Raw genomic sequence first — 12,028 nt, forward strand, 5'->3', positions numbered from 1 at the left:
GTATGAAGAGATAATTTTTTTCGATAAAATCGGCAAAGTTAGTTGTCGTGACCGGAAAAGTTAGTTGACATTTGATACCTTTTTTTGAAGAAGTGAAAAAGTCAAAAAAGGCACTAAAAAATCCATTAATGACAGCGCTCAAGGGTCCAAAAATGCCGCTTGTATGGGTGTTTGTGTTAACCGGTTATATTGGAATTGCTTATTATATGATGGCAACCTTTTTACCGAATAATTTTATCGCGACACGTCATTTAGATGTCAATATTGTGATGTGGATCACCGTTGTTGTATCTGTTGTTTATGCCGTTTTCTCGCCACTGTTTGGCTGGTTTGCCGATTTGTGGGGTCGCAAAGTCATGCTAAATGTCCCGATCTTCTTATTATTAATTCTCGCTTATCCAATGTTTATTTGGCTTAATTATGGTGGTATTGTGCAGATCTTAATTGCCGAGTCAATTTTTGCGTTATTAGTGGCAGCGATGACAGCATCTTTTCAGGTGGCAATTAGTGAGCTTTTTCCAACGGAATGCCGTTATAGTGGTATGTCGGCAGCTTATAATGTCGGAAATGCCTTGTTTGCTGGCACAACGCCAATGATCTCATTAATGTTGGTAGACGTTTCAGGCTCACATTATGCGCCTTGCTATTATTTGATTATTACTTCAATCATCACTTTGGCAGTGATTTATAAAATGCCAGAAACGCGTACCAGTAGGTATTTTGAGCTAAGTGAAAATTCACCAAACTAAGTTGCGCTATCTAGATTGTTGTTTATCCCAAGGGTTGAGCAGTGTTATGCTCATGTCTTTAAAATCAATAATATTACGCGTGACTAGCGTCATGCCATGCGTGATAGCGCTTGCTGCAATCATCACATCGCGATCTGATTTTGGATTTGGGATATGAAGTTGAGCACAACGTTTGGCAGCAAACATGTCAAAAGCAATAATTCGATTGGCAAAAGCAGTCATAACGTGGTTATCCATCCAGTTGCGTAACATATTACCTTGTTTAAAATCCCTTCTGTGCACGGATAAAATACCCATTTCTAGCTCAAGCACGGTGATGGCTGAAATAAAAAGCTCAACAGGGCTAATAGATGAAGCCCAGTTCACTACATTGGGATCCGCCTTATTTGTGCTAGCTTTTCGTAACTCTGAAATAATATTGGTATCCAGTAAATACATCTAAAAAATGTCCTTTTTGAGCAAGTCTGTCCCAAGCTTAGCAGGTTCAAAGTCGATGTTATGATCACTTTGCATTGATAGCATGTCAACAATATTGCTTTGTGGTATATTGATTTTCTGCAATTTATGATAGGCATCAACACTCAGCAAAACATGTGAAATCGTTCCGCGTTCAGTAATGAAAACAATACTATCTTTAGATGCTTTTTTTGCTTTATTTGGGTTTTGATTAAACTCTCTACTTGTAAAGGTATTAATATTCATCGTTATATACTCCAAGACGTGTTGATGTGATTAAGTATAGTTTCGTAGTTACATAACTACAATAATGTTTTGGATAATTTTTAAATCATTAAATTCTGGATAACTAACGGGATGTATTAACACATGGGCTCAGAATCACGTATAATCGCTTAAATTTTGGTGTAATAACGAAATAAGTTAACATGCTTGAAAAAACGGATGTATTAATTGTTGGTGCAGGAACCTCAGGATTAACAGCTGCACTTAATCTAGCAGATGATTATCAAGTGGCAATCTTGTGTAAATCTGCACTAGGTGAAGGCTCTAGCCTATATGCTCAAGGTGGTATTGCTGCGGTAATGGATAAAGGTGACTCGCTAGAGGCACATATTGAAGATACGTTTATCGCAGGTGATGGATTATGTGATAAAGCGGCGGTACGTTTTACTGTAGAGAATGCCAAATCATGTGTTAATTGGTTGGTGGATCAAGGTGTCCATTTCACTTTGGATAGTGAGCATGAAAACTACTATCATCTGACCATGGAAGGTGGGCATTCCTATCGTCGTATTTTGCATGCGGCTGATGCTACGGGCAAAGAGGTTCAAACAACGCTTACAGCCTTAGTGAAAAAACATCCTAATATTAAAGTTTATGAATACTTCAATGTAGTTGATTTGATTTTACAGCAACAGCGTTGTGTGGGTGCTTATGCATTAAATCTTAAATCAAATAAGGTTGAAACTTTTGCCGCACGTGCTGTTGTCTTGGCCTCGGGTGGTGCCTCACGCGTTTATCAATACTCGACTAATCCAGTGGTTTCAAGTGGCGATGGCATTGCCATTGCTTATCGTGCGGGTTGTCGTGTGGCAAACTTAGAGTTTAATCAGTTTCATCCAACATCTTTATATCATTCAAAAGCAGGGTCGTTTTTATTAAGTGAAGCACTCCGTGGTGAGGGCGCGTATTTGCGTCTACCAAATGGTAAGCGCTTTATGCCTGAAATTGATGAGCGCGCTGAGTTAGCACCGCGTGATGTCGTGGCGCGTGCCATTGATCTTCAGATGAAAAAATATGGTTTAGAGTGTGTATATCTGGATATTACGCATAAGTCCGAAGCATTTATCAAAGAGCACTTTCCAATGATTTATCAGAGTTTGCTAAAATATGGACTTGATTTAACCAAAGACCCAATCCCCGTCGTGCCGGCGGCGCATTATACTTGTGGTGGCGTGATGGTCGATAATAAGGCGCGCACCGATGTTGTCGGATTATACGCGGCTGGAGAGGTGACTTATACAGGGCTTCATGGCGCTAATCGCATGGCAAGTAATTCACTCTTAGAATGTCTTGTATATGCTTTTGCAGCAGCTAATGACATTAAACAAAATCTCTCAGGATTAGTGCCAATTTCAGATATCCCCCGCTGGGATGATGCGCTAGTGACTGACTCGGATGAAGAGGTTTTTATTCGCCATAATTGGCGTGAAATCAGGCGTTGTATGTGGGACTTTATGGGTATTGTGAGAAGCAATAAACGACTAGAGCGCGCAATGCATCGTATTAAGCTGTTGCGACAAGAAGTCTTTGATTATTATTCTGACTTTACCGTGACTGCGGATTTGTTAGAGCTTAGAAATCTTGTGTTAGTCGCTGAATTAATGGTTGAATCAGCAATGCGCAGGAAGGAAAGTCGAGGGCTTCATTTTACGTTGGATTATAAGCACAAAGACTCAAGATTTTTAAAACCTACCATTTTGCATCCAGCTAAAAATTAATAAAACGGAAAGTGTATATGGAACTTGATCTATTAAAAGAAATAAAACCAAACCGTCAGAAAGCATTATTTTTAGCTAAGCGTCAGTTAGCAGAATTTGTTTATGATGCAGTAAATTTAGAGGGTATCCATTATACTTTGCCAGAGGTGCAAACCTTGCTTGATGGTGTAACCGTGGGTGGGCATAAATTATCGGATCAACGTATTGCTTTAAACCAAGCAGATGCATGGCATTATTTATTTCAAAATATACAAAACAATACGTTTTCACTAGAACAATCATTTGTATGTCAGCTGCATTTTGAAGCAGCAAAAGAAGAAGCTCTTTCTTGGGGGGAGTTTCGGACAGGACAGGTTACTATTTCAGGCACTGATTATATGCCACCTAAAGCCGATGTTTTGGCAGACTTGTGGCAGAAAATTATTTTTGACTATCACAACTCTGAAGGATTGGTGTTATATCAACAGGCAATAGGCTTATTTTTAGATATGGCGCGTATTCAATTTTTTTATGATGTTAATAAACGCATGGGGCGTTTTATGATGAATGGTATTTTGCTTGATCGTGGCTATCCGGCGATTAATCTGCCAGTAAAGCACCAGCTTGAGTTTAATACGCTCATGCTTGATTTTTATCAAACAGGTAATAAAACCGCAATGACCGCGTTTATGTTATCGTGCTTGGATAACAAATTAATTGAGATAATGAGTGAATAAGCCATTAGATAAGGCAAGGTTTATGTATAAAAAGTATGATAATGTAATTTTTGATTTTGATTCAACGATCATTCGCTTTGAGTCTCTAGAACTAGTCATGGCAGAGCTGCTTCAAGGGGATCAATCTAAAATGCAACAAATTGAAATCTTAACTCATGCCGGTATGAACGGTGAGATGAGTTTTCGTGATAGTCTGGAGGCGCGTTTAAAATTAGCGAAACCGACAAAGGCAGCATTAGATGCATTTATTACTCAGCATTGCCCTAGCGCATTAACTGTAGGTATTAAAGAGTTAATTGAGCAACTGCATCAGCGTCATGTCAAAGTATGGATTATTAGCGGTGGTTTTAGCGAGCTTATTTTGCCTTTTGCTGAGCATTTAGGTATTCCGGCATCACGCGTTTTCGCGGTGAATTTACATTGGGATGAAAAGGGGTGTTTTGATCGCCTTAATAATAACAATGGATTTTGTGATTCAAAAGTTACTGGTGCTAAGAAAATCAAAGATCAATTGACTGGCGAAACAGTAATTGTTGGTGATGGCTTTACCGATTATGAACTTTATAATACTAGAATCGCTAATGAATTTATTGCCTATATTGAACATGTTCAACGGGATAAAGTCTTATCTGTTGCCAGGCTTTGTGCAAAAAATGTTGATGAGCTTAGTCGATTAATATCCAATTAGAATAATTGTTAGATTACGTGGATAAAAAATTGGGAGTATTATAGTGGTTGAGCATCGAGGTGACCCTAAATTTATGGGCGCTAGTGTCAATCAATTAGTCACTTGGGCAAAAGCACAAGCAATCGATTTAAAGCCTAAGCCTGGTGAGGCTTTTGGTTTTGCTTATGATGATCCAAAGACAACACCAAGCACGCAATTTCGATTTGATTTGGGTATTACTGTGCCTGAATACTTGAAAATTAGTGAAGATGTTATTGAGAAATATTTACCAGCAGGGCGCTATGCGACAGCTTTGCATAAAGGCTCGCGTGATAATATTGATCAGCTAATATATGCGCTTTATAGAGATTGGTTACCAAACTCAGGTGAGGAGCTTGCTGATTTGCCGTGTATATTCTGCTATTACAATTTTGATCATGAAGTTGCTGATACAGAACTACTAACAGAATGTTGGCTATTGCTTAAATAGTTTTTATACTAGAGGCAAGATTTTATAAGTAAAGGGCGATGAAATGGATAGAATGGATCATGTTGCTATTGTGGTCAAAGATTTAGAGGAAACACTTACATGGTATTTGTCGCACTTTAATGCCAAACTGATTTATCAAGATGATACATGGGCAATGATTGAGTTTGAAAATGTCAAACTTGCCTTTGTTGTGCCACATCAACATCCGCCACACATTGCGTTTAATTCTGAAAAAGCAGAGAGTTTTGGTAAGTTGAAACAACACCGTGATGGCACTTTATCTTGTTATGCAAAAGATCCATCAGGCAATATTGTTGAATTTATTAAGCCATGAATATTGCTATTTGCTACAAAAAACAATAGAATTTGCGAGCTTTTTAAAAAGCGCTTTAAATTATGATAACAAAAAGTCAAGCGGCATTATGTCAGCTTGAGCATTCGGAGAATACTATGTTCGCAATTATTAAAAGTGGCGGGAAACAGTACAAAGCCAAAGAAGGTGCTGTACTTAAGCTAGAAAAAATTGAAAAAGGTGTTGGTGAAACGATTGAGTTCACTGATGTGTTGATGTTGCAAAATGGCGATGAGATCAAAGTTGGCAGTCCTGTTGTTGATGGTGCTAAAGTGGTTGCTGAAGTTGTTGAGCAAGGTCGTCATAAGAAAGTTCAGATTATCAAGTTTCGTCGTCGTAAGCATAGCATGAAACGTCAAGGTCATCGTCAGTATTACACTGCGGTAAAAATCACAGCAATTCAAGGTTAATTTAAGGAGTATAAAACATGGCTCATAAGAAAGCAGGCGGTAGTACTCGTAACGGTCGCGATTCCAATCCTAAGTACCTAGGTGTCAAGCGCTATGGTGGTGAAACTGTTAAAGCAGGTTCAATTATCGTGCGTCAACGTGGTACAAAGTTCCACGCTGGTGTTAACGTTGGTTGTGGTCGTGATCACACATTGTTTGCAACGACTGATGGTGTTGTGAAGTTCCACACAGGTGGTCCTTTAAACCGTCAATTCGTTTCAATTGAAACAGTTGCTAACGCTTAATTATCGATTAGCGTAAGCCAAGAAATAAAAAAGGCGCCGTATTGGCGCCTTTTTTATTTCTATTTGTTTTATACAAAGGCGCGTATGCACAATCTCTTCCCGAGTAGGGGCGTATTGCATATGCCCTAATGGGGTATGTGTTTCCTTAAACATATTGTTTTATGTAGGGTATAACAAATATGAAGACAGATATTTTTGATTATGAATTACCTGAGCATCTTATTGCGCGTTATCCAGCAAAAGAGCGTGATCAAAGTCGGTTATTGGTGCTTGATCGTCAAAAAAAAGCATTAACTAATCATGTTTTTAGTGAGATTATTGATTATATTCAAGCGGGTGATTTGGTTGTTTTTAATAATTCTAGGGTTATGGCAGCACGCCTTTTCGGTCAAAAAGAAACCGGTGCTAAGCTTGAGTTTTTAATAGAAAAAGTCATAGATAATAAAAGGTTTATCAGTCATGTTCGCGCTAATAAAGCGCCCAAGTTGGACTCAATTGTTGAAATTGCTGATATTAAAGCACGCGTGATAGAGAAAAATGACGGACTTTATTATATTGAGCTGCTTGATGGTAATGTCTGGCAGTTAATGGCTGAGCATGGTCATATGCCGCTACCCCCGTATATAAAGCGTCAAGATGAAACCTTTGATATAGAACGCTATCAGACGGTTTATAGTGAGCTTTTGGGTTCTGTAGCAGCGCCAACGGCGGGACTTCATTTCACTAAAGAGATATTGCAAAAAATCAAAGACAAAGGTGCTGATATTGCTTATGTGACGTTGCATGTTGGCTCTGGCACCTTTAAGCCGGTACAAACAGATGATATTCATGAACATGTTATGCATAGTGAATTGATTGATGTGCCACAAGACGTATGTGATAAGATCAATAAAACCAAATTGCAAGGTGGACGTGTGATTGCTGTGGGTACAACTTCAGTGCGTTCACTAGAAACAGCAGCACAAACAGGTGAAATAAAGCCATTTTATGGTGAGAGTGATATTTTCCTATATCCTGGTAAAACCTTTAATGTAGTGGATGCGATGGTCACCAATTTTCATTTGCCAAAATCAACATTAATTATGTTAGTGAGTGCCTTTTCTTCAATTGATATGATAAAAAAAGCATATCGCCATGCAATAGATGACAACTATCGCTTTTATAGTTATGGTGATGCTATGTTTATTCATTAAAGTCACAATCATAATGACAAAAATACGCATTATTTTATCTCTCTTAACTGTAAGTGCTTTTAGTGTGTCATCAGTTTTTGCAGCAACAGAGCCAACAGCTAGCCCAACACATAGCACTATGGCTGAATCGCAACCTCAACAGCAAGCAACAATTGTCAGTGATACATCGCAAACCGGTAGTCGGATGAAAGTGATTTCGCCAGGCAATCAATCGATGTCCTTGGAGGATCAATTAAGGGGGGTGCAAGCGCCGCAAGCCATTACGCCGGAGAATCCTGTTGCGGTTTCACAGACAGCGCAAATTAATTATCCAGTGACGGTTGGCAATGAGGGGCAGATTGATCAACTGCAAACAGAGCTTAACAATATGTTTGTTAAAGCCGATAAAAATGCCGATGATTTGACAAAGTATCAGCAATATAGTCTATATCTAGCCTATAAACAGGCACAGCAAAATCAGTTGCTACTTGAGCAAAATAATAAAATTATTTTAGCCTTAGAAAAGATTTCGCTACAGAATCAGTTGCTGCTCGCGCACCAATCTTCAAAATAATTATTTCAACTCTCAACTCTCAACACCTAACTAGTGAGTCGTCTTTTTATATTTAAAATGTAGGCTATGACCATATTCCTGCCCACTTTGATTGTGTAAGCGTTGGCTGAGCGTAAGTCGAAGCCTCTATGAAGTGTGATTACCCTTCGACTTACGCTCAGGGTACGGTGAGCACTTATGGGTGAATATTTAGTCTTAGCCAAAATGTAAATGTTGCATTTTTGAAATTAAAAATTATAATAATCATTAATTATCAAATATATATTTAAGTTAAATCCAATGAAAAATAGTTATTTAGGGGCTAGTTTCACTCTGTTAAGTGCATTAATTTATGCATTTCAAGCCGCATTGATTAAAAAGTTTAATATCGGATTAAATGTACCTGTGATCGTATTTAGTCAGAGTCTAGTTGCTTTGATTCTTATTTTGCCGATTATTTTATATAAAAAGCATCAATGGCAAGTTAATTTATTGAAAACAGAAGTGCCGTGGCAGCATTTAGCAAGAACGGTTTTTAGCTTAGGCATTAGTTATTTCTTATTTATTGCCATTATGCATATGCCATTAGTGGATGGTGTGTTATTAGCAAATACGGCACCATTCTTTGTGCCATTTATCTTATTTGTTTTTATGCGTCAAAAGTTTCAGCATGCGTTATGGTTACCACTTATCATTGGTTTTGTTGGTGTTATGATGATTCTAAAGCCAGATGCTAAAATCATGAACCCTTATGCAATTGTTGCTTTAGGTGCGGGCTTATCGATGGCGTTATCAATCATTATGGTGCGTAAAATCTCAAGCTATGATAATGGTTTGACGACTGTTTTTTATTATTTTTTATTTTCAAGCATTATTGCTGGAGTTGTCAGTATTCCTTTTTGGCAAGAAATATCGCTTTATGCACTTTTAATACTCGCTGCGATTGGCGTCTTGTTCTTCTTTGTGCAATATCTTTTGGTGCTAGCATTAGGCTATATTCAGGCGCAGAGTTTCTCTGTACTGTATTACGCCAATGTTATTTTTGCCGCACTTATTGGCGTGTTTTTTTTCGCAGATCGTTATGATTGGTTGACACTTATGGGAATAGTGCTGACAATTGCTAGTGCCATTGTTATAATCCAGCTTCAGGCACAACGTCAAAAGGTAATGAGCTAAGCATGTCAGATGCAACAACACAACTGCTAGAGTTTGCGATTTGTGATACAGGATTATTAATCCGTAAGATTTATAATTTTCATGCAAAAGAATTAGGTTTGAATGTTTTGGATCGGCGTGTACTGGTTCATGCAAGGTTCCGCCCAAAGCTTACTCAAATTGAGTTGGCAGGACACCTAGAAATCGAAGCGCAGAATCTTATTCGCGTGCTTGATCGCCTAAGTGATCAAGGTCTTGTTGAGCGCATTGCACATGATAGTGATCGTCGTGCAAAATGCGTTATTGTCACCAAGCGTGGACTTGCTGTTTTGGAAGAGCTGGATAAAGCAGTAAAACAGCATTATGCGCAGATTCTGGGTGGTATAGATCTGGATGAAAAAAATGCACTCATTACGACGCTGGATAAGCTGAAAATCAATCTAGCAAAAACGTTAGAGGATATGCAAAGTCAAAATATACAAACTCAGGCATAGCTTTTTGTTATAAAGCTGATTATTTTATTTTATTGGATTGATCAAGTGTTCTATGTGAGAATTCATCTTGTGTCTAGAGAATTGTTCATTTAGGAGCATAGAATGCCAAATCAATATAGTAATAATTTCGAGTTAAATATCCTTAAAAAATATGGCAAGCCTGCCGAGAAAGTTTTAACAGATTTACATGACCAAGGTGTTTCTTACAGTGAAGCATCTGAGCTGATGGGATATCAGGTATGGACAGTTAAGCGTTGGTGCCGTCGTTATGGAATTAGTCTTGCGCATAAAGAGTTAAATAATGAGATTAATAATCGCGAGTTTATGAATAAATTCCATGAGCAAGAATTAAATAAATACAACATCCTAAGTCGTAAGTGGGTTGTGCTACATTAATCTTACTCGTTAAACCCAGAGATTTGTTTGGCCGTTGGGCTTTTAGCGACGTCATTGCGTTCTTTGAATGTGCCAAAACATAAATCACCTAGATAGTTAGTAATACCCCAGCAGTAGTTTTCATTATGAAAATGATGACGCATATGTGCACGCTTTAACTTGTGTCCAACCTGAGTTTTGGGTTGATAAGCAGGGGTGTGATGAGCTAAATGCATCCATTCGTAAAAAAGATAATATAAAATACCAAATGTAAATGGTACAAGTGCCACGCTGAAGCTCCAGGTAATAAGTGCAAATAGCAGATACGTTTGAATAAGATGCAAGATAATTGCCGACCATGGTGCAAATAATAGCTCAACGTCTTGTGGATGTTTGTGATGTCCATGATGTAGTCTTATCTGAAAGTTGCGAAAAACACCAGGTTTTGTGCTCAATTGAGCATGTAATAAATATTTATGGGCATACCATTCATAAAAAGGGGCAATGATAATCGGTAAAAATAGCCACCACCAGTAATTGCTAAATACGCCTATAAAAATACTAAGTGCTAAAAAGACAAAAAAAAGCAACCAAAGCACTTGTACCGTGCGATGTGCAAAATAAACTTTAAATACTTCCTGCATAAGTCTGTTTGTTATCAACAAATCCAAAGATAGCGTGATTGTAACAGTTACTGGATTTTCCTGCCATTAAAACAATGGATGAATATTTAGTCTTAGCCTAAATTTATTGAATGCTTTAATGAAAAAATGCTATTGATAAGCTAGGCTAAAGAAGCTAGGTAGATTAAGAAAAAGTAAGGAAAGCAGATGTTAAGTTTCGCTATTGCATTAATTGTAATTATGAACCCTATTGGTAATTTAGCCATTTATATTGGTTTGATTACGGGCAGAGATGAACAGGATTGCAACAAAACCGCGACAATTTGTGCCATTGCTATTTTTGTACTTTTGATGATTTCATTGTGGATTGGTTGGTCGATTTTAAATTTCTTTGGGATCAGTATTGGGGCTTTTAAATTAGCTGGTGGTTTGATCGTTTTACGTATTGCCTTATCGATGATTCAAGGCGGTAATCATACGCATAAAACAGGCGCTAAAAAGATAAACAGTGAAGAAAAGCAGCCATCAATTGCGGTTGTGCCGATGGCGATTCCTGTGATTGCAGGGCCTGGAGCGATGGCAGTTATTATTACACATGCACATGATTTTACTTTGTGGCAATTTCTAATGGCCAGTATTATTTGTGCAGTTGTATCAGTATTGTTTTGGTTGTTATTAAAATTTACACCTAAGCTTGCTAGATTCTTAAGTGAGGAAGCATTATCGGTGATATCTCGAGTAATGGGACTTATCTTAGCAGCTATCGCTATTCAGATGATGGCAGGCGGATTGATGGCACTTTTTCCGGTACTTAACTAGTGCTATAACTTTTAAACACCCGACTACTTGAGTTTACTTGTAAATCCCATATTTTATGGCGCATTACTCCATTTCTAAAGTATTCGCGTATCTTGGATATGTGGCACTAGGCTTTGTGTATCTAATTTAATACCTAAGGATACCGATCTGCAACTGATTTTTGATTGTTATTTAAGCATAATGTGTTTGTTGATATATACATACAATAAAACATGAGAGGCAACTTATGCAAAAAGAAGGCATTTTAACATTAGGTTTGATGGTGATATTTAATACATCTTTTTCTGCAGAGAGTATGAATTCAAATATGCTTAAATTAGCAGCATCAGGTGCGCAAGCTGCTTATCTAAGTCATGTTGGCTTTTATGAAGCCAACACTGCAATGGAAGATAAGGCTGCTGCTTATTTAAAAGAGCAGGGCTATACAATAGAGTTATTTGGTGATAATACACAGCAAATGCAAAATATCTCAAATGTAGGACTAAAGCCTGACTTAACATATGACTTGGAAAAACATCGAAAAGACTATGCTTTATTTGAGAGAAACTGGAACCTGAATGAAAACTACCCAGTCCAAACGTATTCAAATGCAAATAATATGATGGGGTCACAGGTGTTGGTGGCTAAGAATAGTTGTAGCGTCCCCAACTATTTGGCGTTGATAGTCCCACGGTGAATGCGGGAGTTTTTTTGACTACTTTAAGGCCTTA

18 protein-coding genes are annotated in these 12,028 nt (G+C 37.9%); 15 read left to right on the forward strand and 3 right to left on the reverse strand.

The window, feature by feature from the left end:
• Positions 1 to 92 precede the first annotated feature (92 nt).
• The gene (locus tag ACTS4L_RS10485) at positions 93 to 749 is read left to right on the forward strand and encodes an MFS transporter (RefSeq protein WP_440652018.1); all 657 of its coding nucleotides are present in this window, start codon (positions 93 to 95) and stop codon (positions 747 to 749) included.
• A gap of 6 nt (positions 750 to 755) precedes the next feature.
• Here the strand turns inward: ACTS4L_RS10485 and ACTS4L_RS10490 are convergent, their stop codons facing one another.
• Entirely contained in the window at positions 756 to 1,187 is a 432-nt protein-coding gene (locus tag ACTS4L_RS10490; protein ID WP_440615687.1) for a type II toxin-antitoxin system VapC family toxin, read from the reverse strand.
• Positions 1,188 to 1,451, reverse strand: coding sequence for a type II toxin-antitoxin system Phd/YefM family antitoxin (locus ACTS4L_RS10495; protein WP_440615688.1), 264 nt, complete (start codon positions 1,449 to 1,451; stop codon positions 1,188 to 1,190).
• 182 nt (positions 1,452 to 1,633) lie between these two features.
• On the opposite strand from ACTS4L_RS10495, the gene nadB reads away from it, so the two are divergent.
• The 12 genes from nadB to ACTS4L_RS10555 all read left to right on the forward strand — a co-directional run bounded on the left by nadB (position 1,634) and on the right by ACTS4L_RS10555 (position 9,897).
• Complete coding sequence (nadB, locus tag ACTS4L_RS10500) at positions 1,634 to 3,208, forward strand: L-aspartate oxidase (RefSeq protein ID WP_440615689.1); 1,575 nt, start codon at positions 1,634 to 1,636, stop codon at positions 3,206 to 3,208.
• Positions 3,209 to 3,225: 17 nt separating this feature from the next.
• Positions 3,226 to 3,924 (forward strand): Fic family protein, encoded by a 699-nt coding sequence (locus ACTS4L_RS10505; protein ID WP_440615690.1) that lies wholly within the window; start codon positions 3,226 to 3,228, stop codon positions 3,922 to 3,924.
• A 22-nt stretch (positions 3,925 to 3,946) separates the two neighbouring features.
• Positions 3,947 to 4,612, forward strand: coding sequence for an HAD-IB family phosphatase (locus tag ACTS4L_RS10510; RefSeq protein ID WP_440615691.1), 666 nt, complete (start codon positions 3,947 to 3,949; stop codon positions 4,610 to 4,612).
• A 43-nt stretch (positions 4,613 to 4,655) separates the two neighbouring features.
• Entirely contained in the window at positions 4,656 to 5,081 is a 426-nt protein-coding gene (locus tag ACTS4L_RS10515) for an AraC family transcriptional regulator (protein WP_440615692.1), read from the forward strand.
• 43 nt (positions 5,082 to 5,124) lie between these two features.
• On the forward strand, positions 5,125 to 5,415 hold the full coding sequence (locus ACTS4L_RS10520; RefSeq protein WP_440615693.1) for a VOC family protein: 291 nt from the start codon (positions 5,125 to 5,127) through the stop codon (positions 5,413 to 5,415).
• A gap of 116 nt (positions 5,416 to 5,531) precedes the next feature.
• Positions 5,532 to 5,843: a 50S ribosomal protein L21 gene (gene rplU, locus ACTS4L_RS10525; protein WP_440615707.1), complete on the forward strand. Its 312-nt coding sequence runs from the start codon at positions 5,532 to 5,534 to the stop codon at positions 5,841 to 5,843.
• A 17-nt stretch (positions 5,844 to 5,860) separates the two neighbouring features.
• Positions 5,861 to 6,127: a 50S ribosomal protein L27 gene (gene rpmA / locus ACTS4L_RS10530; protein WP_440615694.1), complete on the forward strand. Its 267-nt coding sequence runs from the start codon at positions 5,861 to 5,863 to the stop codon at positions 6,125 to 6,127.
• A 179-nt stretch (positions 6,128 to 6,306) separates the two neighbouring features.
• Entirely contained in the window at positions 6,307 to 7,320 is a 1,014-nt protein-coding gene (gene queA / locus ACTS4L_RS10535) for a tRNA preQ1(34) S-adenosylmethionine ribosyltransferase-isomerase QueA (protein ID WP_440615695.1), read from the forward strand.
• A gap of 13 nt (positions 7,321 to 7,333) precedes the next feature.
• A complete protein-coding gene (locus ACTS4L_RS10540; RefSeq protein ID WP_440615696.1) occupies positions 7,334 to 7,873 on the forward strand; it encodes a hypothetical protein in 540 nt (179 codons plus the stop codon).
• A 279-nt stretch (positions 7,874 to 8,152) separates the two neighbouring features.
• The gene (locus tag ACTS4L_RS10545) at positions 8,153 to 9,028 is read left to right on the forward strand and encodes a DMT family transporter (RefSeq protein WP_440615697.1); all 876 of its coding nucleotides are present in this window, start codon (positions 8,153 to 8,155) and stop codon (positions 9,026 to 9,028) included.
• 2 nt (positions 9,029 to 9,030) lie between these two features.
• Positions 9,031 to 9,501, forward strand: coding sequence for a MarR family winged helix-turn-helix transcriptional regulator (locus tag ACTS4L_RS10550; RefSeq protein WP_440615698.1), 471 nt, complete (start codon positions 9,031 to 9,033; stop codon positions 9,499 to 9,501).
• A 102-nt stretch (positions 9,502 to 9,603) separates the two neighbouring features.
• Positions 9,604 to 9,897, forward strand: a complete 294-nt coding sequence (locus tag ACTS4L_RS10555) for a helix-turn-helix domain-containing protein (protein ID WP_440615699.1) — start codon at positions 9,604 to 9,606, stop codon at positions 9,895 to 9,897.
• A 2-nt stretch (positions 9,898 to 9,899) separates the two neighbouring features.
• Here the strand turns inward: ACTS4L_RS10555 and ACTS4L_RS10560 are convergent, their stop codons facing one another.
• On the reverse strand, positions 9,900 to 10,520 hold the full coding sequence (locus ACTS4L_RS10560; RefSeq protein WP_440615700.1) for a sterol desaturase family protein: 621 nt from the start codon (positions 10,518 to 10,520) through the stop codon (positions 9,900 to 9,902).
• 186 nt (positions 10,521 to 10,706) lie between these two features.
• Between ACTS4L_RS10560 and ACTS4L_RS10565 the strand changes: the two genes are divergently transcribed.
• Entirely contained in the window at positions 10,707 to 11,318 is a 612-nt protein-coding gene (locus ACTS4L_RS10565) for a MarC family protein (protein WP_440615701.1), read from the forward strand.
• Between the two features lie 226 nt (positions 11,319 to 11,544).
• A complete protein-coding gene (locus ACTS4L_RS10570) occupies positions 11,545 to 11,994 on the forward strand; it encodes a hypothetical protein (protein WP_440615702.1) in 450 nt (149 codons plus the stop codon).
• The last annotated feature ends 34 nt before the right edge of the window (positions 11,995 to 12,028 follow it).

Source organism: Cysteiniphilum sp. 19S12-1, from assembly GCF_052030685.1.
Taxonomy (GTDB): domain Bacteria; phylum Pseudomonadota; class Gammaproteobacteria; order Francisellales; family Francisellaceae; genus Caedibacter.